The sequence below is a fragment of the Geobacillus sp. FSL W8-0026 genome (assembly GCF_037966255.1).
In the GTDB taxonomy this organism is placed as follows: domain Bacteria; phylum Bacillota; class Bacilli; order Bacillales; family Anoxybacillaceae; genus Geobacillus; species Geobacillus icigianus.
Map to the genome: position 1 here is coordinate 1705213 of NZ_CP150194.1, position 26899 is coordinate 1732111.

Annotated in this window: 26 protein-coding genes and 3 pseudogenes; 23 read left to right on the forward strand and 6 right to left on the reverse strand. The window is 51.5% G+C overall.

The annotated features are described in order from the left end of the window. Positions 1 to 17: 17 nt before the first annotated feature. From NST29_RS08515 to NST29_RS08550, 8 genes and pseudogenes are all read left to right on the forward strand, one after another. Positions 18 to 1052, forward strand: coding sequence for a nitronate monooxygenase (locus NST29_RS08515; RefSeq protein WP_033019081.1), 1035 nt, complete (start codon positions 18 to 20; stop codon positions 1050 to 1052). Positions 1053 to 1155: 103 nt separating this feature from the next. Next, positions 1156 to 2343: an iron-containing alcohol dehydrogenase gene (locus NST29_RS08520; protein WP_033019079.1), complete on the forward strand. Its 1188-nt coding sequence runs from the start codon at positions 1156 to 1158 to the stop codon at positions 2341 to 2343. Positions 2344 to 2587: 244 nt separating this feature from the next. Beyond that, a complete protein-coding gene (locus NST29_RS08525; protein WP_033019077.1) occupies positions 2588 to 2989 on the forward strand; it encodes a thioesterase family protein in 402 nt (133 codons plus the stop codon). A gap of 442 nt (positions 2990 to 3431) precedes the next feature. Beyond that, complete coding sequence (locus NST29_RS08530) at positions 3432 to 3833, forward strand: DnaA N-terminal domain-containing protein (protein ID WP_033019076.1); 402 nt, start codon at positions 3432 to 3434, stop codon at positions 3831 to 3833. Between the two features lie 12 nt (positions 3834 to 3845). Next, a pseudogene (locus NST29_RS08535) lies at positions 3846 to 4202 on the forward strand (MFS transporter); the annotation flags it as partial. A 54-nt stretch (positions 4203 to 4256) separates the two neighbouring features. Further along, positions 4257 to 4379: pseudogene (locus tag NST29_RS08540) on the forward strand (IS701 family transposase); the annotation flags it as partial. A gap of 162 nt (positions 4380 to 4541) precedes the next feature. Then, positions 4542 to 4931, forward strand: a complete 390-nt coding sequence (locus tag NST29_RS08545; protein WP_033017767.1) for a hypothetical protein — start codon at positions 4542 to 4544, stop codon at positions 4929 to 4931. 1 nt (position 4932) lies between these two features. Beyond that, a complete protein-coding gene (locus NST29_RS08550; protein WP_013399920.1) occupies positions 4933 to 5304 on the forward strand; it encodes a hypothetical protein in 372 nt (123 codons plus the stop codon). A 377-nt stretch (positions 5305 to 5681) separates the two neighbouring features. Here NST29_RS08550 and NST29_RS08555 read toward each other — a convergent pair whose 3' ends face one another. Both NST29_RS08555 and NST29_RS08560 read right to left on the reverse strand, forming a co-directional pair. Further along, on the reverse strand, positions 5682 to 5819 hold the full coding sequence (locus NST29_RS08555; RefSeq protein WP_165570902.1) for a hypothetical protein: 138 nt from the start codon (positions 5817 to 5819) through the stop codon (positions 5682 to 5684). After that, the gene (locus tag NST29_RS08560) at positions 5779 to 5994 is read right to left on the reverse strand and encodes a Fur-regulated basic protein FbpA (RefSeq protein WP_081916983.1); all 216 of its coding nucleotides are present in this window, start codon (positions 5992 to 5994) and stop codon (positions 5779 to 5781) included. Before NST29_RS08560 ends, NST29_RS08555 begins: the two co-directional genes overlap by 41 nt. Positions 5995 to 6174: 180 nt before the next feature. Here NST29_RS08560 and NST29_RS08565 point away from each other — a divergent pair, with 180 nt between their 5' ends. From NST29_RS08565 to NST29_RS08580, 4 genes are all read left to right on the forward strand, one after another. After that, positions 6175 to 6480: a MerR family transcriptional regulator gene (locus NST29_RS08565; RefSeq protein WP_033017766.1), complete on the forward strand. Its 306-nt coding sequence runs from the start codon at positions 6175 to 6177 to the stop codon at positions 6478 to 6480. A gap of 282 nt (positions 6481 to 6762) precedes the next feature. Further along, positions 6763 to 7620 (forward strand): metallophosphoesterase, encoded by an 858-nt coding sequence (locus NST29_RS08570; RefSeq protein ID WP_033017765.1) that lies wholly within the window; start codon positions 6763 to 6765, stop codon positions 7618 to 7620. A 227-nt stretch (positions 7621 to 7847) separates the two neighbouring features. Next, positions 7848 to 9353 carry a Na+/H+ antiporter NhaC family protein gene (locus tag NST29_RS08575; protein WP_033017764.1) on the forward strand — a complete coding sequence of 502 codons (1506 nt, stop codon included), beginning with the start codon at positions 7848 to 7850 and terminating at the stop codon, positions 9351 to 9353. A 64-nt stretch (positions 9354 to 9417) separates the two neighbouring features. Next, a complete protein-coding gene (locus NST29_RS08580; RefSeq protein ID WP_033843809.1) occupies positions 9418 to 10365 on the forward strand; it encodes an endonuclease in 948 nt (315 codons plus the stop codon). Between the two features lie 115 nt (positions 10366 to 10480). On the opposite strand, the gene NST29_RS08585 is transcribed toward NST29_RS08580, so the two are convergent. After that, positions 10481 to 11440 (reverse strand): bile acid:sodium symporter family protein, encoded by a 960-nt coding sequence (locus NST29_RS08585; protein ID WP_033843810.1) that lies wholly within the window; start codon positions 11438 to 11440, stop codon positions 10481 to 10483. A gap of 224 nt (positions 11441 to 11664) precedes the next feature. Here NST29_RS08585 and NST29_RS08590 point away from each other — a divergent pair, with 224 nt between their 5' ends. The 10 genes and pseudogenes from NST29_RS08590 to NST29_RS08635 all read left to right on the forward strand — a co-directional run bounded on the left by NST29_RS08590 (position 11665) and on the right by NST29_RS08635 (position 22757). After that, positions 11665 to 11886: a FeoA family protein gene (locus NST29_RS08590; protein ID WP_033843812.1), complete on the forward strand. Its 222-nt coding sequence runs from the start codon at positions 11665 to 11667 to the stop codon at positions 11884 to 11886. Continuing rightward, the gene (gene feoB / locus NST29_RS08595; RefSeq protein WP_033843813.1) at positions 11886 to 13880 is read left to right on the forward strand and encodes a ferrous iron transport protein B; all 1995 of its coding nucleotides are present in this window, start codon (positions 11886 to 11888) and stop codon (positions 13878 to 13880) included. Before NST29_RS08590 ends, feoB begins: the two co-directional genes overlap by 1 nt. A gap of 15 nt (positions 13881 to 13895) precedes the next feature. Beyond that, on the forward strand, positions 13896 to 14045 hold the full coding sequence (locus tag NST29_RS08600) for a FeoB-associated Cys-rich membrane protein (RefSeq protein ID WP_108209760.1): 150 nt from the start codon (positions 13896 to 13898) through the stop codon (positions 14043 to 14045). A 412-nt stretch (positions 14046 to 14457) separates the two neighbouring features. Then, a complete protein-coding gene (locus NST29_RS08605) occupies positions 14458 to 15057 on the forward strand; it encodes a DUF5317 domain-containing protein (protein WP_033843814.1) in 600 nt (199 codons plus the stop codon). Between the two features lie 197 nt (positions 15058 to 15254). After that, a pseudogene (locus NST29_RS08610) lies at positions 15255 to 17055 on the forward strand (diguanylate cyclase). Positions 17056 to 17337: 282 nt separating this feature from the next. Then, positions 17338 to 18090, forward strand: a complete 753-nt coding sequence (locus tag NST29_RS08615) for a DeoR/GlpR family DNA-binding transcription regulator (protein WP_033843816.1) — start codon at positions 17338 to 17340, stop codon at positions 18088 to 18090. Continuing rightward, positions 18087 to 18998: a 1-phosphofructokinase gene (gene pfkB, locus NST29_RS08620; protein ID WP_339232936.1), complete on the forward strand. Its 912-nt coding sequence runs from the start codon at positions 18087 to 18089 to the stop codon at positions 18996 to 18998. Before NST29_RS08615 ends, pfkB begins: the two co-directional genes overlap by 4 nt. A 24-nt stretch (positions 18999 to 19022) precedes the next feature. Then, complete coding sequence (locus tag NST29_RS08625) at positions 19023 to 20894, forward strand: fructose-specific PTS transporter subunit EIIC (RefSeq protein ID WP_339232938.1); 1872 nt, start codon at positions 19023 to 19025, stop codon at positions 20892 to 20894. Positions 20895 to 21026: 132 nt separating this feature from the next. Further along, positions 21027 to 21893, forward strand: coding sequence for a permease (locus tag NST29_RS08630; RefSeq protein WP_307898361.1), 867 nt, complete (start codon positions 21027 to 21029; stop codon positions 21891 to 21893). Positions 21894 to 21908: 15 nt separating this feature from the next. After that, on the forward strand, positions 21909 to 22757 hold the full coding sequence (locus NST29_RS08635) for a TIGR03943 family protein (protein WP_339232939.1): 849 nt from the start codon (positions 21909 to 21911) through the stop codon (positions 22755 to 22757). 43 nt (positions 22758 to 22800) lie between these two features. On the opposite strand, the gene NST29_RS08640 is transcribed toward NST29_RS08635, so the two are convergent. Then, complete coding sequence (locus tag NST29_RS08640; RefSeq protein ID WP_014195934.1) at positions 22801 to 23808, reverse strand: MBL fold metallo-hydrolase; 1008 nt, start codon at positions 23806 to 23808, stop codon at positions 22801 to 22803. 90 nt (positions 23809 to 23898) lie between these two features. Between NST29_RS08640 and NST29_RS08645 the strand changes: the two genes are divergently transcribed. After that, the gene (locus NST29_RS08645) at positions 23899 to 24300 is read left to right on the forward strand and encodes a secondary thiamine-phosphate synthase enzyme YjbQ (RefSeq protein ID WP_014195933.1); all 402 of its coding nucleotides are present in this window, start codon (positions 23899 to 23901) and stop codon (positions 24298 to 24300) included. 126 nt (positions 24301 to 24426) lie between these two features. Here NST29_RS08645 and map read toward each other — a convergent pair whose 3' ends face one another. Next, positions 24427 to 25176: a type I methionyl aminopeptidase gene (gene map, locus NST29_RS08650; protein WP_014195932.1), complete on the reverse strand. Its 750-nt coding sequence runs from the start codon at positions 25174 to 25176 to the stop codon at positions 24427 to 24429. A gap of 263 nt (positions 25177 to 25439) precedes the next feature. Continuing rightward, entirely contained in the window at positions 25440 to 26744 is a 1305-nt protein-coding gene (locus tag NST29_RS08655) for an ATP-binding protein (RefSeq protein WP_014195931.1), read from the reverse strand. Positions 26745 to 26899: the final 155 nt, after the last annotated feature.

Here is a 26899-nt window from a genome sequence, read left to right on the forward strand (position 1 = left end):
GAGAGGGGAGATCAATCGTGTTTTCTACACTTCCCGTCCCCATCATCCAAGCACCGATGGCAGGCGGCGTGTCAACACCTGAACTGGCCGCGGCGGTGTCGAATGCCGGAGGGCTTGGATTTTTGGCTGGCGGGTACAAGACGGCGGAAGCGATGAGGGCAGAAATTCACAAGCTGCGGGCGCTAACGGATCGTCCGTTTGGGGTGAATGTGTTTGTGCCGGGGGATAAAACGGTGGATGAAAAGGCGCTCGAACGCTACCGCGCCGTATTGGCGGCTGAGGCGGAACGGCTCGGCGCAACAGTCGGCGAGCCGAAATGGGAGGACGATGATTGGGAAGCGAAACTGGATGTGCTGCTTCAGGAGCAGGTGCCGGTCGCGAGCTTTACGTTTGGCTGCCCGGACAAAGCGGTGATCGCCGCCTTGCAGAAAGCTGGGTCGTTTGTAATCGTGACGGTGACATCGGTGGAAGAGGCCCACATTGCATCTGAAGCCGGCGCGGACGCCCTTTGTGTGCAAGGGGCGGAAGCGGGCGGGCATCGCGCGTCGTTTGGCAACGATCCAAAGCAGGATGAGGCGATCGCGTTGTTCCCGTTGTTGGCCGACGTGCGCGCTTCGGTTCGGCTCCCGCTTGTGGCGGCGGGCGGGATCATGGACGGGCGCGGCATCGCGGCGGCGCTCAAAGCGGGGGCGAGCGCGGTGCAGCTCGGGACGGCGTTTTTGCGCTGCCCAGAAAGCGGGGCGCATCCGCTCCATAAGCAAGCGCTTGCCGATCCGCGGTTTACCGAAACGGCTGTGACACGGGCGTTTACCGGCCGGCCGGCGCGCGGGCTGGCGAACCGCTTTATGGCCGAATATCGCGATCTAGCGCCGGCGGCGTATCCGCACGTGCACCATATGACGAAGCCGCTGCGCGCTGCCGCCGCCAAGGCGGGCGATCCGGAGCGGATGTCGCTTTGGGCTGGAGAAGGATACCGGCTGGCGCGGGAACTTCCGGCGGTGGAGCTTGTCGAGGAACTGAAGCGGGAGCTGGAGGAGGCGCAGGGCCGCTAAATTAGCCCTTGCATTTGTCTGATGGAAAAAGCGGGTCGCGTCGTTTTGAGCGAGTGTCTAAATGGCGCTGTTTGATCAACGAATAGAAAGGATGGGGAGAACCATGACTGTAGCTCGCATTGTGTTTCCGCCGCTCAGCCATGTCGGCTGGGGGGCGCTTAAGCATTTGGTTCCGGAAGTGAAGCGGTTGGGAGCGAAACAAATTTTAGTGATTACTGACCCAATGCTTGAGAAAATCGGCCTTGTCGAGCAAGTGACGTCTCCGCTCCGGCAAGCAGGGTACAGTGTGCACGTCTATACCGACGTTGTGCCCGAGCCGCCGCTTGCGACAGGGGAAAAGGCGGTGGCGTTTGCCCGCGATGGGGAGTTCGATCTTGTCATCGGCGTCGGTGGCGGTAGCGCGCTCGATTTGGCAAAACTGGCCGCTGTTTTGGCGGTGCATGACGGTTCGGTTGCCGACTACCTAAACTTGACGGGAACGCGGGCACTCGAGAAAAAAGGGCTGCCGAAAATTTTGATTCCGACGACATCAGGCACCGGGTCGGAAGTGACGAATATCTCTGTCTTGTCCTTAGAAACGACAAAGGATGTCGTGACGCACGATTGCTTGTTGGCTGATGTAGCCATCGTCGATCCGCAGCTGACCGTTTCCGTTCCGCCGCGGGTGACGGCCGCAACCGGGATTGATGCGCTCACCCATGCGGTCGAAGCGTACGTGTCGGTCAACGCGAGCCCGACATCGGATGGGTTGGCGATCGCGGCCATGCGCCTCATTTCTCGCTCATTGCGCAAAGCGGTGGAAAACGGAACGGACAAACAGGCGCGCACGGATATGGCGAACGGTAGTTACCTAGCGGGTTTGGCGTTTTTCAACGCCGGGGTGGCCGGCGTGCATGCGCTCGCGTATCCGCTCGGCGGGCAGTTTCATATCGCCCATGGCGAATCGAACGCCGTGCTTTTGCCGTATGTGATGGGCTACATCCGTCAAAGCTGCACGAAACGAATGGCTGATATTTTAAACGCGCTCGGCGGCAACTCGAGCTTTTTGTCCGAAGTGGAAGCATCATATCGGTGCGTCGAGGAACTGGAACGGCTTGTCGCCGACGTCGGCATTCCGAAGACGCTGGGCGGATTCGGCATCCCGGAAAGCGCGTTAGAAAGCTTGACGAAAGATGCTGTCCAACAGAAACGGCTGCTCGCCCGCAGCCCGCTGCCGCTGTTGGAAGCCGACATCCGCGCGATTTACGAAGCCGCGTTTGCCGGGACGATCGTCGAACCGAACCATGAATAAGGAAGAAATACAGGGGCTGTTGGTTGGCTCCTGTATTTTTTGTTTGGAAAGCGAAAGTGGTTTTCCATGTTTAGGTTTACGGCTTTTTTCGCTCAAAAGGCAACATTTTCCGCATTTTCTTGACGGTGAAGAAGGAATTTTCGCCTCTTGAAGCGAACGAATATACATCAATCGTCTCGATTCGACAAAAAGAGAACGACAGCGAACTGGAATACATTTGAGGTGTTTTTAGGGAGGAAAGAGGATGTTTACGACGGTCATCACGCCGCGCGTGTCGGAAACGGACGGTGTCGGTCATATTAACAACACGACGGTGCCTGTTTGGTTTGAAGCCGGTCGGCATGAAATTTTCAAACTGTTTACGCCGGATTTGTCGTTTCGGCGCTGGCGGATGGTAATCATTCGCATGGAAGTCGACTATGTCCATCAAATGTATTACGGACAAGATGTGACAGTGTACACCGGTATTGAGCGTATTGGCAACACAAGCCTGACGATTTATGAGGAGATCCATCAAAACGGGGTGGTTTGCGCCAAAGGACGGGCGGTGTATGTCAATTTCAATTTTGAGACGGGACGTCCTGAACGGATTCCGGATGACATTCGCAGCGCATTGCGTGAGCATCTTTGGCAGCCGAACGAATAGGGAAGAAGGGGGCTGCTCAAGAGGTTTTGATCCGCCTTCTAGAAGGCTAATGAACCGATGGTTACCGGACGCCAAGCAGCGGCATCTTGTCCAAAAAAAACGGATTCGATAAGGTTTCTTTCGGTGAAAAATAGTGACGTCTGGCCGTATGTTACCCAACATGCCCCGCTTTCTAGAAGGCTGGCGATTTCATCGGGGATACGGCTTTACAATGTGATTTCTCAACTAGAAAAACTTTGTTGCATCGGTTCTGCTTTTCACTCATTCTCGATTAATGAAGGGAATCCGCGGTTTTTCACCAGCCTTCGAGGGGAGCGAGTGGTGAACTTCGCCCATAGCGCGACGCAAACGTCATGTTTTCTCATCACGAATTCTTCGTTTTGCATCGTTTCGCTCTGTCACTGTTGAGTGTGGCCTATTTTTAACGGAAGGAGGAGGAGCGGTGAAGGAACATTTATGGGAGCAGGTCAAAGCTAAGCTCGCGCAAAAATTGTCTGGCGCCTCTTTTGATGCTTGGTTCGCATCGACGTCCGCGACGGTGGATGAAGACTGGCTGATTATCGAATGCGTGAACGAGATTCAATGTGAATGGCTGCAAATCAGATACGGCGAACTGATCGGCGAGACGGTGCGCGAGGTGTTTGGCCGCGATATGCGCATTTTCGTGTCCGTCTGCGGCGAGCGGCAGCAAATCGAGAAGCGGCTTGAACAGCGGCACGGGGTGCCGATTACGTTCCGGCAATATATGACGCAGTTGGAGAAGCAAGTCGATGAGCTCGAACGGCGCGTTGACCATTATTCACGAATCATCGATGAATTGCTTGCTTCGCGGCCGATCCACTGATGGTGGCGATGAGCGGTTTTGCTTGCGTTCATCGGCGCATTGCCGCCCCTTTTTATCGTGTTTGGATTGATGGTCGTTCTTTTCCTTTGCTTTGGTGCGGCAAACGGTGCTTTGTTCCAAGTCGTTCCAACTTGGTTTCCGAAAGAAGTCGGATTGCTGACCGGCATCGTCGGGGCGGCCGGCGGGTTGGGAGGGTTTTTGCTGCCGAACGTGCTCGGGGCGATGAAGCAGTGGCTCGGTTCCCCGGCATACGGATTTTGGCTGTTTGCCATTGTTCTTGGAGGGGCTATGCTGACGGCGCGCCGTTTACAAGCGCAGGCGGTTGAGGATGTCCCCCGTGCGAACGGTATGGTGGAGCGATCCGGATAAAAGGCTGCAATCAAACAACAGACGGCGAAAAGGTGTCCGGAGCTTAGGGACACCTTTTCGTGTAAACTGGGGTTGCTTCGATCGCGGAAAGGTCAGAGCATCGCCCAGTTCATCAATGACGACGCGAAGCAAGATATATCCATTGATGTGATTAAAAAACAGCTCTATGTCGCCTAGGGGATACCCTGTTTGTCTCTTAGGGCATAGAAATTACTGTAATGAAAAATGTTCATCTACAGAAATGAAATATAGGCCGTAAATAAATGTGTTGTTTTTTGTGTAAACTTACGTGTATAATATAGATGATAATGCATATACTAAAGATAAGGAGGATGGAAAGTGGGGGTTCATACATTGACAAAAGAACAATATCCTATTGCCAATACAAACACATTGAATTTTTTGAAAACTAATGTTTTAAGTGTTACGGATATTTCTAGAACAAAAAAATTATCAGAAATACTTGATCGTTTTTCAAATGGAGTCTCAGATGAGGTATTTGTTATTCAAAATGCAAAAAAGAAAGATGCATTGGCTGTAATCGTCGATATAGATTATTTTAAGCAACTGCTTCAAATAAAAGAAGTTGTAGAAGAAGCGCTTGATCAAATTGTTATGGAAGAGGCATATGCACGTAAGAATAAACCTGTAAATCAAACTTTATCAGATATTTTTGATGAAGCAGATATTAATGTAAACGAATTAATGAAATTATTAGAGGAAGATTGATGTGAAAACACTTGAAGATTTGCAGGAGCTTATTTTAGAAAAATATAACGTTGAACTGAGGTTTGTTGAGGATGTAAAGCAAGATATTAAAGCAATTAATAAAGGACATAGACAAACCGTTTTATTAGAAATTTTAAGAAGGGCAAAGCAAGGCCCCTTATTTAAGCCGGATGGAGTTGCTGAATCGTTACATGGGGACTTGCATGGTTTTGCAAAGATTAAGTCAAAGTCACTAAATATTAGAATTATTTATCGCCCAGTTGAAGGACAACCGATCAGAATGGAAATAATTGCAATAGGTCCTCGTGATAAGAAAAAGGCATATCGAATGGCTGCGGAACGTTTACAAAAATTCTTCATGGAAATGGATTAGATACAGACTTTCACGTAATTTCCGACAGAAGTCTCCCACCTCGAGGAATGTGCTAGGCAAAGCTCAATGAGTAGGTGGGAGAGGAATGTCGGTTGGCGATCTCCGACGGATGTGGTCATCGATTGTTCGAACGGACGCCTTCGGAGCAAAGGAAAGACGTAAAGGTTCTTTCATGTGTGGCTTATCGTTCGGCGAACACGCTTGAAGCCTCCACCTCTAAAGGGGAGGTGATTTAAGGAAACAGGCTGCTTACCAGCCTCGTTTCTCAAATAGAAAAGCCCTGTTGCATTAGAGCATCTTTCACACGCTCCCCCATTGTTCAAAAGAAATAACCGTTTTTCACCAGCCTTCTAAGCGAAGCGTAGATGGAGGGCGGTTCACAGTCGGTTTTGGAAAAAGCGGAGCAGCTCCTCAGCGCGGTTTCCGACCAGTTGAATCAGCTGTTCAAACATGGCGTCGCGCTGCAGATCGAGCTCAATGATGCGTTTCGCCAGCTCGAGCGCTTTTTCGTTCATGGAACTGGCCCCCTTTCATGGTCCAAATGGGTCTAAATCGTTCGTATTCGCGGCGCAATTCCTCTAACGTCCAGTGTTCGAGCTGTGCTGGATCATCGGTCAAACCCACTCGCAGCAGGTGGTTAATATAAAACTGTTTTTGTTGTTTTACTGCCTGTTGCATCCATTTCCCCATGTCGCTCCCTCCCTGTTTTTACCTTTACGATACCACCTTTTTCTTTAGTGTACAGCGAATGTGTTAAGCACATTTACAGGAAATTTAAAAAATGTGTTAATTTTATTTACAAAAGTTAACGAGATACCATGATTTTTTGTATAATTGCGTTAGAAAATGTAACGTATAGAGGTGAGGAAGATGACTGCTCATCCACAAGAGGATCATTACAAATATAAAAAAGTCATTTCGATCGGTGTCGTCAGCGAACTGACCGGGCTGTCGCAGCGGCAAATTCGTTATTACGAGGAACGGAAGCTGGTGTTCCCTGACCGTTCCAAAGGAACTCGCAAATATTCATTCGCCGATGTGGAGCATTTGATGAAAATTGCTAATCAACGCGAGGAAGGTGTATCGACTTGGGAAATTCGTCAAGAGATGACGAAAGAGCTGCGCGAGCGAATGTTAAAAGGGCAAATGAACGCCCATTTTCGGAGGCGTTCGTGAAAATCCTACCTTTCAAAACAATGGGCTGTGGAAAAAGTTGGCTTGGAGGGCAGGGGCAAACCTGCTGTTTTCCTTGATCAATGGTGAATCCCGGCTTGAATATGTCGTGGAGGGGAATGGCGGACGACGCGACGTTTCATTTTTCGCGTCCGCCCGCCGAAGTATTTGGTGATGTCAAAAGAAAAGCTGGTTTCGCTCTACGGTTGCCATCTTATCCACTAACTCCCTCTTTCTTCTCTCCTCCATTTCACTATAATGGGTATCGAGGGAGGAGAGAAGACGATGACCATCTTTTTTGGCGTTCTTGCCATCTTGTTATTGCTTGCTTTCATCATTCGTAAAGCCCACCGCAACACGTATGAAGCGGTTTTGCATAAAGTCCAAGTCGGCGGCTGTCCAGAGGGTGGGGACGGAGCCCTTCGGATTTTGCAGCTGTCGGATTTGCATCTTGAAAAACTGTCAATCACCCCGGACGATGTATACAACAAGCTGAAAGACGAAGCGATCGATTTGATCGCGTTGACGGGCGACTTTTTGGACCGTGAGGAAAGCATCGCCAAGCTCGGTCCGTATTTGGCTGCGCTCAATGCATTGAAACCGACGTACGGCATGTATGCGGTGTTTGGCAACCATGATTACGTGCTTCAAGGTGAAGCGTTTGAGCGCTTGAGAGCGACGCTTGAGGCGCACGGCTGCACCGTCTTGCAAAACGAGACGAAAACGATCACGGTCAACGGTCAAACCGTCAATATCATTGGCATCGATGATTTTTACACGGGGCGCAGCGACATCAAAAAGGCATACGCCGGCGTGAAAGACGGCATCAACCTCGTGTTGACGCACGATCCAGACATCGTGCCGCATATGAAAGATTATCATTTTGATTACTTGCTGTCGGGTCATTTCCACGGCGGGCAAATTCATTGGCCGAAGCCGTACCATTTGGCGAAAATGAGCAAAACGCTCACCGAGCGGAACATGATCAAAGGTTATCATGAATGGGAAGGAAAACCGTTTTATATCAACGAAGGGCTTGGGCAAACGGGAGTGAACATCCGGATCGGCTCGAAGCCGGAAGTGACGCTCCACGTCATGGCGTTGCCGCCTGTGGCGGGAACGGAAGCGGTCAAGGCTGTCTAAATGGGCAGCTTTGGCCGCTTTTTCATCGCTATGGGAAACGCGTCTTGCGCTGAAGCTTGTATTCATCGCAGAACGTTTGGCGCCGGCAGTAGGACCGTCCCTTAGCCGAACGGGAAGCGGCAGCGAAATATGGTTAACATCTAGGCGCGAGCGACAAAGATTGATGGCGGGCTGAATAGAAACGAGAAATCATTCCCATAATTTTAGAAAGAAAGGAGTGGTAGTGTATGGAGCCGTCGTGGAGAGCGCTGTTGCCGTTTCTCGTTGTCATTCCCGTTTCGATTTGGACGAAGCAAGTGATTCCCGGTCTGTTTGTCGGGCTGTTGGTCGGAAGCTATTTATTGACGCCGTCGCTGCTCGGCGGATTGCGAACGATGCTTCATTACGTCGTCGATAACTTGATGCAGACGAACAACATTCGCATCATCATGTTTTTATACGTGTTTGCCGGTCTTGTCAGCATGATCAAATATACCGGGGGAATCAAAGGGTTCGTCCATCTCGTCAGCCAAAAAGTGAAATCGGCCAAAGCGGCCATGCTGCTGACGTGGATCTCGACGATGGTGACGTTTAGCGACCCTGATTTTCGCATCGTCACCGTCGCGCCGATCATGAAGGCGCTGCGCAAACGGCTTGGGCTGTCGTCCCAGCAAATCGGCTTTGCCATTGAGGTGACCTCCAACCCGGTTGTCGCGCTCATCCCAATTGCCACCGCGTTCGTCGGCTATATGGTGTCGGTCATCGACAAGGCGCTTGATACGGCCGGCATCGGGGCGGAGCCGTACATCGTGTACGTCCGCAGCATTCCGTTTAACTTTTTCTCGTATGCCATTCTCGCCGTCGGGCTGTACTACAGCTTTTTTGTCTACTCGCGCAAAAAACAGGCGGAGATCAGCAAAGAGCGGGGGGGAAAGCCGATCGAGCGTTGGGATCCGCGTTTGGCGCTCGAAATGGCGGAAGAACAGCGACCGGCTGACCATCCGCCCAACGAAGCGCAAGGGGAAGAAGGAGACGCGATGCAGACATGCCCGCGCGCGTATCAAAAAGAAACGCCGGTCAAGCCCTGGAATTTGATCGTTCCCCTTTCGATCGTGCTCGTTTTGACGTTGTTTTTAAGCTGGTGGGACGGTCACCGCGGGGCGAGAACGTTTTGGGAGGCGTTTTTGCAAAGCGATGCGCTCGGGGCGATGTTGGAGGCGCTTTTGTTTACGGTCATGATCACCGTTGCGTTCTTCCTTTGGCAGCGGTTTCGCTTGACGGATTTGTTGACTCATTTTGTCAAGGGCGGCAATGAACTTATGTCTGTCATTTTGATGCTGGCGCTCATTTGGGCGCTGTCAGCTGTGGCGGAGGATTTAGGGTTTTCGCAATACATTACGGGCCATGTTAAAGAATGGATTCCGCCGTTTTTTGTCGCCCCGATTTTGTTTTTGCTTGGCGCCGTCATTTCCTATTTCATCGGCTCGTCGTGGGGGACGTGGGGGATGTTGATGCCGCTTGGCGTAACGCTCGCGAGCCAGTCAGGAGCGAACATTTTGCCGGTCATCGGCGCGGTGTTTGCGAGCGGGACGTTCGGGGCGTTCGCGTCGCCGCTCAGCGACAATACCGTGACGCTGTGCACCATTTTGGATTTGCCGGTGATCGAGTATGCGCGCACGAAGCTGGTTCCGTCGCTCATCGCCGCCGGCATCGCCGCCGTTTTGTTCGGCGCCACGTCATTTCTTTTGCATTAGCGCTGCTGTCGCCTCTCCTCCTTTCGTGATACACTAAAAGAAAAAGGAAGAGAGGGGAGCGGCGATGGGGGAGACGGAACGGCAGCTTGACGAGCTCAGCCGATGGCAAACGGAAGATGTGGCCGCGCAGCTCGAGCCGTTGCACGAGCGGCTCGCTCTGGAGGACGCGTATTACCAGGCCGCCGAAGATGAGAGGGCGCGCGCCCGATATTATCGTCATCTGCCGCTTGACGGGGACGGATGGATGTTGTTTGTCCGCTATCACGAACTGGTGGCGCGTACCCATAAGCGGCGGCTGCCGTATTTTTTCAGCAAGGACGAATATTTGTACACATGGGTCGACTTGCAGCCGGACGGAACGGTGCGAAGCTTGTACTCCGGCGAGCGAAAAGACCCGAAGATGTTGATCGTCCAAGATGTCGAAACGATGAAACGGCGCTACGATGAATTTCGCCAGTTGTTGAAAAACATGAAGCATGGGCTCGGCGATGTGCACGAGCGGGTGAAAACGATCGAGCAGCAATGGAAATTCAACGCTGAACATGTCGTGCCGCAGTCGTGGTTTGGCGCCCGCGAACCGATGAAAGGCGATTTGCATCATTTGTTCGTCTGCCAGCCGGATTGCAACACGATGCGGTCGAATTTTCCGTATGCGGATTTTCCGTTTTACAATCCGGAAGACCCCGGCGAGCAAGTGCAAAACCGTTGCGGCGTTGCCTATAACGGCTATTTCGAGCCCGAGTACGGCAAAGGGACGGCGGCAAGGGCCATGCTGTACTTTCTGCTTCGCTATCCGAAGGCGATCGCCAAGTCGTTTCGGCGCAAAATCGATATTCCGCTCCTTGTCCGTTGGCACGAGCAATTTCCGCCGACGGTGTATGAACATCATCGCAACAGCGCGATTTTTTTCATCCAAGGCAACCGCAACCCGTTCATTGATTTCCCCGAACTGGCGGGGCGAATGGTGTTTCCGTTTGAAGGGACGATGGCAAACGGAGCGTTGTCTGAATAGCGCCTAGCCGCTTGAGCATGGCGGTGAACAAAAAAGCGGCGCCCGGAAGACGAGCGTTTCTGCCGGGAGGCCGCTTTTTTGTTTCCTGCCGTTGGACAAGGCACAAGAGGGAAGGTTAAGCGGAAACCGTCTTGCCATCCGGTGGTTGGCGGTCCGCTTGTTTGCGGAAGTATGTGGCGACCATCGGGCCGGAAATATTGTGCCAGACGCTGAAAATGGCGCTCGGAACGGCGGCGAGCGGCGAAAAATGGGCGGTCGCCAAGGCCGCGCCAAGCCCGGAATTTTGCATGCCGACTTCGATGGAAATCGCCTTTTGTTTGGGCGGTGACAGGCGAAACAGTTTGGCAAACCAATAGCCAAGCAGCAAGCCCAACCCGTTATGAGCAACGACAATAAGGAAGATGAGCAGGCCGCTTTTGGCAATGGCCACTTGGTTTTGCCCGACGACGGCGGCGACGATGGCCACGATGGCGATGACCGAAACGAGCGGCAACGCCGGGATGCATGCTTTGACTTGCTTTTGGAACAGCGCCTGGGCGATGAGGCCTAAAACGATCGGAATGAGCACGACTTTGACGATCGACCAAAATAAGGCCGCGGCCGATACGGACAGCCATTTCCCGGCGAAAAGCAAAATGAGCGAAGGCGTCAAAATCGGCGCTAAAATCGTCGAAACAGACGTGACGGCGACCGACAGAGCCGTATCTCCTTTTGCCAAATACGTCATGACGTTGGACGCTGTTCCGCCCGGGCAGCAGCCGACTAAAATAATGCCGAGCGCCACTTCGCGCGAAACCGGCAGAAAGTAAGCGAGCAAAAACGCGACAAGCGGCATGATCAGAAACTGGGCAACGACGCCGATCAACACATCAAGCGGACGTTTGAATACTTCTTTGAAATCATCTGCTGAAAGCGTCAATCCCATGCCAAACATCACGATGCCTAACAGCGGCACAATATACGGGGCGATCCACGTAAACGCGCCGGGGACGAAAAAAGCGAGCGCGCCGAACAGAAGCACCCAGATCGCAAACGTATTGCCGACAAAGTTGCTGATTCTTCCTAGTGTATTCACTGTACTCACTCCTTGAACAAAGATGGGAAAGATATACAAGAAATTATATACATTTTTTGAAAAGTTCAACTAATGAATCGCCAAATTTTGAAGAAACGTTGACAATATGGAGTCGCTGTGAAAAAATTCACTCCCTTTTTCTTCAGTTGTGCTATGATAGGAATTGAGAAAAAGAATCATTATTGGCATCAATAAGCGTAGACAGGGAAATAGGGGGAAAGACGATGGTGCTGACCGATTTGCATAAAGGAGAGACAGCCTTCATCGTCCGTTTGGCTGTTGACAATGAGGCACTGAAACAGCGCCTCCTTCATCTAGGGGTCAAAGAAGGAAAAAGAGTGCGGTTAAAAGCCGCGATGCCGTTTGGCGGACCGGTGATGATCGAAGTCGACGGGCAGGCCATCGGCTTGCGGCGCAAAGAAGCGTCGGCGATTGAGGTGAAATGATGGCGTACGTAGCGCTGTTTGGCAACCCCAATACTGGCAAAACGTCATTGTTTAACTGTTTAACCGGCTCTTATGAATATGTTGGCAACTGGAGCGGAGTGACGGTTGAGAAGAAAGTAGGAGTGCTTCGCCAGCACGGTGTGCCGGTCGTCGATTTGCCCGGCCTTTACTCGCTCCAGCCGCTGTCCCGTGATGAAGGAGTGGCGACTGATTTTTTATTGACCGAGCCGTGTTCAGTGATCGTCAATATCGTTGACGCGTCGCAACTCAAGCGCAACTTACATTTGACGGTTCAGCTATTGGAATTTGGCCGGCCGCTCATCATCGCTTTGAACATGGTCGACGTCGCAGAAAAGCGCGGCATCAACATCGATGCCGCCAAGCTGTCACGCCATCTCGGCGTCCCGGTTGTTCCGGTCATTGCGCGGACGGGAAAGGGGATAAAGGAGTTATCACACACCATTTTGTCGACAAAAGACGGACGCCATTCCAGCATTTTTATTGATTACGGCATCGAAGTGGAACGCGCGATTCGCCGCATTGCCGAGCAGCTGCCGGATGACGTGCCGGGAGATAAGCGCTGGATGGCGCTGCAATTTCTAGAAGGAAACGAGCGCATCGCCGCTTATTTGCGCAACCGTTGCGATTTGTCACTGCTTGTAGCGATTCGCACGGAGACGGAACAGGTGCTTGGCTGCCCGGTGGCTAAGCGTATTTATGAAGCGCGCGACCGCTGGATCAGTGAAACGATCGCGGCGGCGGCCATCGAGTTTGCGCCAAAGCCGCTGACGTTAACGGAAAAAATCGACGCGGTGGTGACAAACCGTTATGCTGGGCTGCCGATTTTTTTGGCGCTGATGTATATCGTGTTTATGCTCACGTTCAACTGGCTCGGCACGCCGCTTGCCGATCGGCTTGACGCCTTTTTCTCCGGGCCGCTCACCGACTGGCTGTCGCGCTTGCTTGATTGGGCGGGAGCATCGCCGTTTATCGAAGCGCTTGTGTTGGATGGCATTGTCGCCGGGGTCGGCGGTGTACTTGTATTTGTGCCGCAAATTTTCATTTTGTTCTTTTTCATTTCATTGCTGGAAGACTCCGGATACATGGCGCGCGTCGCGATGGTGATGGATCGAATCATGGAAGCGATTGGGTTAAACGGCAAAGCGTTTATTCCGATGATTATCGGCTTTGGCTGTAACGTTCCTGGAGTGATGGCGGCGCGCACGATCGAACAGCCGAAAGAACGGCTGTTGACGATGTTGCTGTTGCCGTTTATGTCGTGCTCCGCCCGCTTGCCGGTGTACGCGTTGTTTGCGGGGACGTTTTTTGTTCGCGAACAGGCGCTTGTCGTCTTTTCGCTTTACGTGCTTGGCATCGTAGTAGCCTTAGGGCTGGCCAAATTGTTTTCATCGGCCGTATTCAAAAATGAAAGCTCGCTCTTTGTCATTGAATTGCCCCCATATCGTGTGCCGCAGGCGCTCACATTATGGCGCAGCACATGGGAGAAAGGGAGAGGGTTTGTCCGCAAAGCCGGAACGTTTATTTTCGGCGGCTCGGTCGCCATTTGGCTGTTGACGTATATCGGGCCGCATGGGGTTGGGGTCTCAATGGATGACAGCCTGCTGGCGGCCATCGGCGGGATGATTGCGCCGCTGTTGGCGCCGCTTGGTTTTGGCGCTTGGCAGGCCGGGGCTGCGTTAATTACCGGCTTTTTGGCGAAAGAAGTTGTTGTATCAACGATGAATATTATTTATCACGTCCATGAGGCGGCCGGATTGAAATCGGTGATCACGTCCCATTTCACTTCGCTGTCGGCATTTAGCTTTATGGTGTTTGTCCTTCTATATACACCATGTTTAGCGACGGCAGCGACGATCCGTAAAGAAACCGGATCGTGGAAGTGGATGCTGTTGTCGATCGGCGTTGCCTTAACAGTCGCTTATATGTTGTCATTTGTTGTTTACCAAGCTGGAATGATATTCGGTTTTCAATGAAAGGAGGAGAAGATGATGATTGCGAATCTCGTCATTGGCGGTGCGATTTTCTCCTATGCTGGGTGGACGCTAGTCCGTCACGTGAAAAAAAGCGCCAAAGGAAGATGCGCTGCATGCCATGCGGCCGACCGCTGCGCTGGCAGCTGCGGACCAGAGCGGCAATGATCGGCAGGGGAACGGATTCCTGATGGTGATCGGAATCCGTTTTCTTGATTGTTCGACGGAAGACGTTCCTGTTGTCTAAGTGGGTGGTGAAAAACGGCCGTCACACACGAATCGGCGGCGTTTTCATTCAGAAAAGAAACTTCGCTCTGCAAGGTTTCTTTAATTGAGAAACGGATAAAATCGGGTAGTATTTTTCCTTAAATTACCAACCTTCTAGATGCACATTACACTGTTTTGTCGCTTTTTTTGCGAAAAACAATGAAGCCAAGGGAAATAAGGCGATATTTATTAAAATTTTTTCACAGTTAGGACGAATAGCCTATTTACATGGGATGAAAAAAACGGTAAAAATAGAAGTGAAGACGTTGGTTTTAGAAAAGATAGAAAATTCGGTGTATAAGGGGACGGCGTTATGGTTTACGATGGAATCATCTTGTCGTTGTTGATCGGCTGGTTTCGCGGCGGCAGCTTGAAAGGGCTTGCTACTATGAAACTGCGCGGCGGTTGGTTGTTTCCACTGCTGCTGGTGGTGCAGATGGTCATCTTTTTCCTTCAGGAAAACGTGACATGGATCGCGAAAATAAGCAATGAGATTTTTCTTCTCGTCTACATCACCGGGCTTGTCTTTTTATGGCTCAACCGCCATCAACCAGGATTTTCAGTGATTTTCGCCGGCGTGCTGCTCAACTTTATCGTGATGGCTGTCAACGGCGGGCGAATGCCGGTATCCGTCGAAGCTGCGCAATTTCTTGGCCGCGAATACATTGAAGCGTTAAAAGCCGGTCTGTACGGCAAGCATCAGGCGATCACATCGGACACGTTGCTGCCGTTTCTCGGCGACATCATCCCGCTGTCTCCGCCGTACCCGCGCCAACAAGTCATCAGCATCGGCGACGTTGTGATGAACGTAGGGGCGTTCGTCTTTATCCAGCATCTGATGCTCAGCGCACCGCGGCATCGAGCAGATGATGCGGAGAAAGAAACCACGACCGCTCCTGCGATCAACAAATAAATCCAATTTTTAAGGAGGAGAAGAAAATGAAAGTCAAAGCAAAACAAGTGTTGATCAATCTCTTTATCCTCGGTTCGGTGATTGTGGCGTTGACGTCGGGTTATAGATTTGGAAGCTAAAATCACCCTCTATTTTTTCCTTATTTTTTCCTTTCTGTATATAAAGATTATAGAATAAAAATGTGAGTGATTATTATTATGAATTTTACAGTAAAATGGCAAGGTAAAGTATATCTGTGTTTCATTACTCTAATAACGCTATTTATTTTCTGGGCGGAGGATGTTTTTGTGACTCAATCTTCTATCATCGGCAGTTCTTTTACTTAGTTACTTTTCAATTCATCTTCCGCCAAAAGATAACTCATTTTCTATGGATTCGGCCATTTATTTAGCTGTTGTATTTTTATATGGTATTGATATGGCACTAAAGGTTTTGTTTATCAGTATTTTAGTAGAATTTTTATATAAGCGGAAAATGGAGTGGTGGAAGCACTTATCCAATTTCTCAATATACTCATTAATGATTGCTGGATCATATTATTCCTTTCTATTTTTTGGTGGGGATATTGGTGAAATTAGAACAGATAATCTGTTTCCTTATGTGGCTAGTTTGTTAACATACTTCATAGTAAATATAACTTTAATCTTTACTTTTTTCTTTTTTTTAGGGCGCGTTTATAGAGGGGCATTTAACTTAGGGGTGTTGCTAGAATCAGTAGTAGGTTATTTAGTAACTTTAATATTATCTTTAGTTTTAGCCATCTTACTTACCAAGGAACAATATTTTGGACTATTTTTATTTACTATATTAGTTATTGTATTTTCAGTTGTTTTTCGTAAATTTTTATACTTACACCAATTAGTATCCAACCGTGCCAACAAAGACCACCTCACCGGTCTTTGTAACCACGGCTATTTCAAAGAAACGCTCAAGCAACAGTTCTCCGACTGCAAGGTGCTGAAGCAGCCGCTGACGTTGGCGTTTCTTGATCTGGACGATTTTAAAAAATATAACGATCGCAACGGCCATTTGCAAGGGGATCGGTTGTTGACGTTTTTTGGAAAGCTGCTGCAAAACGCGGTAGAGGGGACCAACTTTACGGTTGCCCGCTATGGCGGAGAAGAGTTTGCCATTTTGATGCCCAATACCATAAAGGACGAGGCGTACGTGTTTTTAAACCGGCTGCGCAAGGAAGTGAACGATACATATTTTGAAGGCGTTGAGCATATCCCGTACCGTTGTTTGTCGTTTTCGTGCGGCATCGCCGAGATGGAAAAGGATATGTATGAAAGCGAGGAGCTAATTCATCGAGCCGATCAGGCGCTCTATTATGCAAAAGCGCAAGGAAAAAATAACGTGCAGCTGTACGATAAGCATCATATGAGATTGGATGAAATTCGTTTTAAACAAGATTTGGAAGCGCTCGAGCAACAAGTGAAGTTTTTCCTTTCAAAAGATGTGTATACATACCGCCATAGCAAACGAGTGTTTAAATATGCGCTTGAGTTTGGCAGCCGTCTCAGCGAGTTGACTGACCATGAGCGGCAGACCTTGATCTTGGGGGCGCTGATTCACGATATCGGCAAAATCGAGGTGCCGCGCGATATCTTAAATAAGCGCGGAAAGTTGGAAAAGCATGAATGGGAAATTATTAAAAAACACGTGACGTGGGGACGCGAAATCGTAGCGGAGGAGAAGCGGTTTGATGACCTGCTTCCGCTGATTGAGCTTCACCATGAGCGGTATGATGGAAGAGGATATCCGTACGGGCTGAAAGGGGAAGAAATCCCAAAATTGGCCCGCATTTTGTGTATTATCGACTCGTTTGACGCCATGACGACGGAGCGGCCGTATCAGCCGACGAAAACGTTTGAAGAAGCGCTTGAGGAAATCAAACGTTGCGCGGGGACGCAGTTTGACCCGGTATACGCGGCGAAGTTTATCGCGTTTGTTCGTGAACATTGTTTGCCGCTGATGGAACTGCAACAGTTGGAGTAGAGGGAGGCACTTGCCGATGGCAAGTGTTTTTATTTTTTCGGAAGCGGTTTGCCCTCCACTTGACCATGAATTATGACCGTTTGCCAATAGGATGTCCGCCGAAAGTTTCCAGTGGTAGTTAGAAGAACATCGGTTTGGAAACGGAATGTTGATTGATTTTGATTGGTTTGTTTTTATTTTTGATTGATATTGATAGAAATTGAATGTTTTTGATTGATTTTTTCTCGCCTTTGGCGTATGATAGAGCTGTAAGCGATATCGCCCTTCACGGGAGGTGGGAACGTGTTGACCGAAGAACGCCACCGCCTCATTTTGGAGCTTTTGGCGCAAAAAGGGGTCATCAAGCTGCAAGAGCTCGTTGACGCGACCGGAGCGTCGGAGTCGACGATTCGCCGCGATTTGACGCAGCTTGAAAACGAAAAGAAGCTGCGCCGCGTGCACGGCGGGGCGGCGTTGTTGCAGCAAAAACGTGAAGAGTTAAGCGTGTCGGAAAAATCGCTGAAGTATATCGAAGAAAAACGGCGAATCGCCGCCTATGCGGCCAGCTTGGTGCAAAAAGGGAACTGCATTTATTTGGATGCGGGGACGACAACGTGGGAAATGATCCCGCACTTGGCGGGCAAAGAAGTTACTGTTGTTACGAACGGTGTGATGCATGTCGAGCGGTTGCTTGAGCATAACGTGACGACGTATTTGATTGGCGGCATGATCAAGCCGAAAACGAAGGCGTTGATCGGTCGCGGCGCTATCGAGTCGCTGCGGCAGTACCGCTTTGACCAATGCTTCATCGGCGCCAACGGTGTTCATTACGACTACGGGTATACGACGCCGGATCCGGAAGAGGCGTTGGTGAAATATACGGCGATGCAGCTGGCGCAACGCGCGTATGTGCTGGCTGACCATTCAAAGTTGAATGAAAGCGCGTTCGCGAAAATTGCCGATTTGCATGAGGCGGTTTTGATTACCGATCAGTTGGATGAAGATTGGCAGCAGTGGTATGAGGCAAAAACGACGGTAGAGGTTGTGACATCATGATTTACACGTGTACGCTCAATCCATCGGTTGATTATATTGTCCATATGGATGAACTGCGCGTCGGTGAACTGAATCGCGCTTTGAAAACGTTGACATTTCCGGGTGGGAAAGGCATTAACGTGTCGCGGGTGCTCAAACGCCTCGGCGTCGACAGCACGGCGCTCGGGTTTGCCGGCGGATTTACCGGCGCGTTTATCGAAAGTGAGCTCCGGAACGAAGGGATCGCGTGCGATTTCGTTCACGTTCCCGGCCCGACGCGCATCAATGTGAAGCTAAAAGCCGGGCTTGAGACGGAAATTAACGGTCAAGGCCCGGTGATCTCCAGCGAGGAGGTGAGGCGGCTGATCGCGAAAATCGCAGCGCTTTCCGCCGGTGACGTCCTTGTGTTGGCGGGAAGTGCCCCGCCTTCGTTGCCAGTGGAGGCATATGAACAGCTGGCTGCGGAGGCAGCGAAGCGGCAGGTCCGTCTTGTCATCGATACGAGCGGTCCGGCGCTCGAGGCGCTGCTCGCCTGCCGGCCGTTTCTTGCCAAGCCGAATCACCATGAGCTGGCCGAACTGTTTGGCGCTGCTGTGCTGACGAAAGAAGAAATCATCCTCTATGGCCGCCGGTTGGTTGAAAGAGGAGTGGAGCATCTCATCGTCTCGATGGGCGGCGCGGGGGCGTTTTACTTCGGCCGGGAAGCAACGCTGTTTGCCGAAGCGCCACAAGGAACGGTGAAAAATTCGGTCGGGGCGGGCGATTCGATGGTCGCTGGATTTTTGGCCGCCTGGGCGAGCGGAACATCCATTGAGGAAGCGTTCGCTTACAGTGTCGCCGCCGGAAGCGCGACCGCGTTTTCGGAAGATTTATGCACGAAAGAGGAAGTCGAAGCGCTCGTCGACCGCGTCCGCGTCGCACGTTTATAGGAGGAAATAAAGGGGGGCGTACAGATGAATGTCACGGATTTGTTAACAAAGGAAACGATGATTCTTGAACTTCGGGCAAAGACAAAAGAGGAAGTGATTGAAGAGTTGGCCGCGAAACTCGCCGAGGCGGGAGCGGTCAGCGATATGGAGGCGTTCAAACGGGCGATTTGGGCGCGCGAAAAACAAAGCACGACCGGCGTTGGGGATGGCGTCGCCATTCCGCACGCCAAAACGGCGGCGGTCAAGCGCCCGGCGGTGGCGTTTGGCCGTTCGGCTGCCGGCATTGATTACGAGTCGCTGGACGGCCAGCCAAGCCATTTGTTTTTCATGATCGCGGCCCCGGAAGGCGGGGAACAGACGCATTTGCAGGCGTTGGCGAAACTATCGTCGCTGTTGATGGATGCCTCGTTCCGCGCCCGGTTGGAGCGTGCTTCGGATGAAGAGGAGATCCTCCGTTTGTTCAAAGAGAAAGAGAACAAAGAGGAAGAACCGTCTCTGCAAGGCGCGCCATCTGGCGGCCGACGGAAAGTGCTGGCGGTGACCGCTTGTCCGACAGGAATCGCTCATACGTATATGGCCGCTGATGCACTGAAAGCGAAAGCGGCGGAAATGGGGGTGGCGATCAAAGTCGAGACAAACGGCTCCGATGGAGTGAAAAACGCTCTGACGGCGCAGGAGATTGAAGAGGCAACGGCGATCATTGTCGCAGCCGATAAACAAGTCGAAATGGACCGCTTCAACGGCAAACACGTCATTCAAGTGCCAGTCGCCCAGGCGATTCGTCAGCCGGAGAAGCTGATCGAGCAGGCGTTGCGCCAAGATGCACCGATTTATCGGGCGAGCAGCACGGCGCGAGGCAGCGCGGGAGCGGCGAAACCGCGAACCGGTTTTTACAAGCATTTGATGAACGGTGTATCGAATATGCTTCCGTTTGTCGTCGGCGGCGGGATTTTGATTGCGCTTTCCTTCACCTTCGGCATTAAAGCGTTTGATCCGAAAGATCCGTCGTATCATCCGTTTGCCAAACTGTTAATGGACATTGGCGGCGGCAATGCGTTTGCGTTAATGGTTCCTGTGCTGGCTGCGTTCATCGCCATGAGCATTGCCGACCGGCCGGGGTTTGCGCCGGGGATGGTCGGCGGTTTTCTGGCGGCGAACGGCGGGGCGGGTTTCTTGGGCGGATTGATCGCCGGCTTTTTGGCCGGGTATTTGGTCGTCGGGCTCCGGAAACTGTTCAGCCGCTTGCCGCAGTCGCTTGAGGGGATTAAACCGGTGCTGCTCTATCCGGTATTCGGTATTTTCCTCACCGGCATCATTATGATGTATGTGGTCATCGATCCAGTCAAGGCGTTGAATGAAGGGATGAAACATTGGCTTTCCGGCATGGGCACCGCAAACTTAGTGCTGCTTGGTGCGGTGTTGGGCGGCATGATGGCGGTCGATATGGGCGGACCGATCAACAAAGCGGCGTATACGTTTGGGCTGGCGATGATTGAAGCTGGCAACTTTGCGCCGCATGCAGCGATTATGGCTGGCGGGATGGTGCCGCCGCTCGGATTGGCGCTGGCGACAACGTTCTTTAAAAAGAAATTCACGAAAGCCGAGCGGGAAGCCGGAAAAACGTGCTATATCATGGGCGCTTCGTTCATTACCGAAGGGGCGATTCCGTTTGCCGCGGCTGACCCGGTGCGGGTCATTCCATCGATTATCGTCGGATCGGCCGTTGCGGGAGCGTTGACGATGTGGTTCCATATCGGGCTGCCGGCGCCGCACGGAGGGATTTTCGTCATCCCGATCGTCAAAGGCAGTGCATGGCTTTATATATTGGCTATTTTGATTGGTTCCATCGTAACCGCATTGATGGTCGGGTTGTGGAAAAAAGAAGTGGAAGAATAATAGAAGAAGAGGCGTTTCGCCAAAGGCGGAGCGCCTTTTTTGTTATGGAGTTTGCTATTTTTCTTACCAAATTTTCATGACAATGGTCATTTATCATGATAAAATGAACGGTTGTAAATGAGAGGAGAACCCATGATGAACACGTTTTTGCAGCTGAATACGATTTTTATCAGCATATTGATTGAATCATTGCCGTTCGTTGTGCTCGGGGTGTTTGTTTCCGGAGTCATTCAAATGTTTGTCAGTGAAGAGGCCGTACAACGGTGGGTGCCGAAAAACCGCCTTTTGGCCATTGTTTATGCCACATTGCTTGGGGTGTTTTTCCCTTCATGCGAATGCAGCATCGTGCCGATCACTCGGCGGCTCGTCGCTAAAGGGGTGCCGCTTTACGCGGCCGTGCCGTTTATGTTAACGGCGCCCGTCATCAATCCGGTTGTGCTGTTTTCGACATATATCGCTTTCGGAAGCAGTTGGACGATGGTATTGTGCCGGGCGCTATTCGCTTGCGCCGTCGCCGTCGCTGTCGGCGCCGTGATGGCGATTCGGCATGAAGGCAGCGAGTTGCGCCATGAACGGCGCGAGATGCCGATGATGCCCCGTACTTGGAAAGAGAAAATCGTTGGCACCCTGCGCCATACGATCGATGAATTTTTTGCGACCGGGAAGTATTTGATCATTGGGGCGTTCATTGCTTCGGCGATGCAAACGTATGTGAAAACGTCGGCGCTTGTGGCGATCGGCAATGGGAAAGTGGCGGCCTCTTTGGTCATGATGGCGCTCGCCTTCGTGCTGTCGCTCTGTTCCGAGGCGGACGCATTTATCGCCTCGTCGTTTCAAAGCACGTTTCCGTTTCACGCGCTGGCAGCGTTTCTCGTTTACGGGCCGATGCTCGATGTGAAAAATACGCTCATGTTGTTTCAGTCATTCCGAGCCCGGTTTGTGTGGAAACTGATTTCCTATATCACGTTGTTTGTGTTTGCCGGATCGCTATTGATCTAGCAAGGAGGTGGCGGCATGATTCGCATGTATATTTTGCTTGGGTTTGCGTTTTTGTTTTTTCATTTATATATTACTGGAGAGTTGAGCAAATACATTAATATGCGGTATTCGTATATTTCGTTTAGTGCGATGTTTGTGTTTGCTTTTTTAACGATCGTGCAATTTGTGCTGGCAAGCCGCAACGAGGAACCGCACGATCATGGGGAAGAATGCTGCGGCCATCATCATCATGAGCCGTCCGCGCGCTGGAAGCGGGCGGTGAATTACCTTATTTTTGTTTTTCCGCTTGTTTCCGCCTTCTTGTTTCCCGTTGCGACGCTGGATTCTGAAGTCGTAAAGGCGAAAGGGATTCATGTTCCTGGGATGGCGGCTGACGGCAGCGATCCGTTTGCCCAGCGGCAGTTTTTGCGTCCGGATACGAGCATGTATTATGGGCGGGACGATTATCAAAATGCCATGGAAAAAGAGCTGAAAAAATACGGTCGTCTTGCTCGCTTGGAGTTGAATGATCAAAACTATTTAAATGCCATGGAAACGATTTATCAGTTTCCCGGTGCATTCGCCGCCCGCGACATTGAATTCACCGGGTTTGTTTACCGTGAGGAAACGACGCGCGCCAATGAGGCGTTTCTCCTTCGCTTTGGAATCATTCATTGTGTTGCGGATTCAGGGGTGTACGGGCTGCTCCTTCAGTTTCCAAAGACGGTGCCGCTGCAAAATGATGAGTGGGTTCATGTGAAAGGCACGTTATCGACTATGTATTACCAGCCATTTCATCTGACGCTCCCGTATGTCAAGGTGACGTCATGGAAGCGGGTGGAAAAGCCGAAGGAGCCGTACGTATACCGCCAATTCAATGAATAAGAGCGAGCCGCGGACTGGCTTGCTCTTTTGGATAAAGTTGCGCTCATTCCTTTTGCCGCGCTTGTTTCACCATGGTGATTGCGCTTGTTTGGCTGAACGAATTGTCGAATTGGGAAAGGGCCGTCAACGCTTGGGCGGCATCGATCACCTCGCCGAGCTTCAAGCAAAGCAAGCGCTCCTCTTCCAACCCGCGCCGCCGCCACTCGGTCCATAGACGGTCGAGCGCTTCTTTCGGCGTATCGTCCGCGAGGCGGAACGCCCCGTAATGCATCGGCACAAACAGCCGGGCGCGGCAGTCCAAAAACGCCTGCACCGCTTCTTCCGGTGTGGTGTGCTGCGGCCCCATGAACCATTCCGGTTCGTACGCGCCGATCGGCAAGAGCGCATAGTCGATGGAAAAGCGTTCGCCGATGTCGCGAAAGCCGCGGAAGTAGCCGCTGTCGCCAGCAAAATAAACCGTCGGTGCGTCGTCCGCTTCAATGACCCACCCGCCCCAGTGCGACGTATTCGTATCCCAAAGCGTTCGCCGCGTCCAATGTTGGGCGGGAACAAATGTGAGCGATACGCCGTGAAAGGAGGCCGTTTCCCACCATGACAGTTCGGTGACACGGCGATAGCCGCGGCGGCGGAACAAGCGGCCGAGCCCCTCGGGCACGAATATGTGCGGGTCACCGTGCAAACGGCGGAGGCTGCCGAAATGCAAATGGTCATAGTGGCCGTGGGAAATGAGCACAACGTCCACGGGCGGCATCTTGTCAAGCGGAACACCAGGAGCCGTCAAGCGTTTGGCCGCGCCCATCCAATTCGCCCAGACGGGATCGGTGACGATGGTGATGCCATGAAGTTGAACGACAAAGGTCGAATGGCCGACCCAGCAGAGCTGCGGCCGTCCGTTCGGCTTCTGAAGCCGCTCGTATTGAGGCGGTGAAACATGCGGCACGACGTAGGACAAATCTTTTTGTTTTTGTTTCCGCTCCCGCTGCCAGCGGCGGAAATCGGCCCATGTTTTGTGCGTCGAGACGCCGTCTAAGTTTTCATAGCGCTTGGCCAATGATTTCTCACTCCATTTTTTGTATTATATTATTTAGAGTAGCAAACCTTTTTTGCGAAGTACAAAATGTTTGCCCAGGTGGTGGAATGTATGCTTCGTTCGTTTACAATCCGCACGGCAAAGCGGGATGACATGATCGACATTACTTCATTCGTCGAGGAGACGGTGCGCCAGGCTAACGTGACGGAAGGGATCGCTGTCGTTTATTGTCCGCATACAACGGCTGGCATCACCATTAACGAAAACGCGGATCCAGATGTCAAGCGCGACATGATGCGCCGTTTTGATGAAACGTATCCGTGGGAGCATCCGCTTGACCGCCATATGGAAGGAAACACGGCCGCTCATATGAAAGCGAGCACGGTTGGCGCGTCGCAGCACGTCATTATTCACGAAGGCCGGCTGCTGCTTGGACGCTGGCAAGGTGTGTATTTTTGTGAATACGATGGGCCGCGCCAGCGGACGTTGTATGTGAAGGTGATCGAAGGTTAGCAACCATAATTTTATTATGTAAACAAAAGGAAAAGAATAAGGCGGAGAGACGATAGATAGGTTAGCAAGAAGTTTGGGCGAATTATGGATAACCCCCGGACAAAGTGTTTTGTCCGGGGGTTACCGTTACGCCGGCGTCGTTAAAATGAGCGGCCCGTTTTTTGTAATGGCGATCGTATGTTCATATTGCGCTGAATACGAGCCGTCGATCGTTCGCGCCGTCCAGCCGTTCGGATCCATTTTGCTTTGCCATGCCCCCATGTTGACCATCGGTTCGATCGTGATGACCATCCCCTCCTTTAAACGCATCCCTTTTCCTTTTTCGCCGAAGTGGGGGACATACGGCTCTTCGTGAATCGTCGGGCCGATGCCGTGTCCGGTGAAATCGCGTACGACGGAAAAACCGTGCGCTTCGACGTACGTTTGAATGGCGTGGCCGATGTCGCCGATCCGATTGCCGAGAACGGCTTGCTCGATTCCTTTATAGAGCGACTGCTCGGTGACGTTAAGCAGCTTTTCCACGTCTTTGCCGACGTCGCCGATGGCGTACGTCCAGGCGGAATCGGCGAGCGCTCCGCGCAAATTGACGACAAAATCGATCGTGACGATATCGCCTTCCTTGAGCGGCTCATTGCGCGGAAACCCGTGGCAAATTTCATCGTTAATGGAAGCGCATGTCGCATACGGATAGCCGCGGTATCCTTTTTGTTCCGGTTTGGCGCCGTATTTGGCCAAAAACGTTTCAACGAACCGGTCGATTTCCATCGTTGTGACGCCCGGTCCGATGCGTTTGGCGATCTCTTGATGACAGGCGGCGAGCAGCTTCCCCGCCTCGCGCATCAATTGAATTTCCCGTTCCGTTTTGACGTGAATCATGCAACTGTCTCCTTTTCCCTCGATGTGTTTCGCTTCGATAGTATTGTAGCAGAAACCGCTGTGATGTTAAACTAGGGCGATCCGTTCGCAACTGGGGATCTATTCCTGAATTTTACCCAAAAATAGTTTACTCATCTGTGCGAAGGGCGGCTAAAGGAAAAGATGCCCAGACCAAAAGAAAAGGCCCTTTGATGGCTGGGCATACAGGATATCGATATGTTGACCTTTGTTCACAAGAGCCCTTGCGGCTGGTCTTCGCTATATCATAAGGCGGCAAACAGCTGTTTTTCTTTATCAGAAATCGTTGAGGAAGAAGGAGACGGTGCGAGCGGCAAATAAATCGACACCGTCGTTCCTTTATGTATTTCGCTTTCGATGCGAATCGTTCCGTTCATCGATTCAATGATGCGGTAGACGACCATCATTCCGAGCCCCGTGCCTTTGACGCCTTTCGTCGTAAAATACGGTTCGCCAAGCCGTTCGAGCTGTTCTTTCGTCATGCCAACGCCGGTATCAGCGATGCGGATGAGCACACGTCCGTTGTCAATGGAGACGTATACTTGCAACGTCCCGCCGTTAGGCATCGCTTCGATGGCGTTTTTCATTACATTGAGCAAACATTGACGGAATTTTTCGCGCTCACCGATGACGGAAAATGGGGCAAGCGTCGCTTGAATATCGACGCAGCTCATATTGGCGAGCGGGCGGAGGATGTCAATGACTCGCTCGATTTCGAGCTTCACGTTCAGCTTTTCCGGCGTCTCGGGCGCCGGCTTGGCAAACGTCAAGTAATCGGTGATGATCGCTTCAGCTCGGTCAAGCTCCTCAATGGCGATGCGCGCATACTGGCGTCGTTTGTCGGCAGCGAGCGGCTGCTCTTCGATCAGTTGGATAAACCCACGCGCCGCGGTGAGTGGGTTGCGAATTTCATGAGAGATGGAAGCAGCTAAATGGGTGACGGCTTCCATTTTCTCGGCGCGAATCACTCGTTTGCGCAGCGCGATGTTATGGTGCACCATTTCCTGAAACGAACAAACGATGAGCATGCTGATGGGCTGTACAAACAAAAAGATAAGCGCAACGGAAGGCGGAGGAGAAACCGCAGCAGCCATCCACTCCGCTATGGCGACGGTCAATAGGCCAGAGCCGAAGCTGAGCGATGCAGCGAACAGCGTGCGCTGTTTGGTTGGCAGCTCGACAAACCGTTTTGTCAATAAACTGCTTGTTGCAGCGATGGCGATGGAAACGACGACGGTGACGAAGACGCCAGCTCCGCCGAACAGCGAGCGGTAGGCGATCGCCGTAAACGCTAAAACCGTCGCCGCCCCCGCTCCGCCGTACAAACCGCCAAGCCACAGAGGAATTTGCCGCAAGTCGAAGATGAAATCGCTCTCTGTTCCGACCGGGAGGGTGATGCATAACATGATCACGACGGCGTAACAAATGGTCGGCAAATAAAGGCGGAATCGTTTTGGCCTCTTCTCCTGCTCCGTACAGAGGGGAACGAGGAACACCGGCAGAAGGATGAAAAACAAGTTGAGCAAAAAGTCTTTGAAAATATTCAGCATCGCGGCACCTTCTTTCCCATCGTCAAGCTGCATAACCAGAATTTCTACAAAAACTGCGAATATATTACATTGTAACTGGAAAACTGTCTGGATGTTAAGGTGAAATCGATAGCCTTTTTTTGCTATAAATCTCGTTTTTTCGACAAATATAGGTA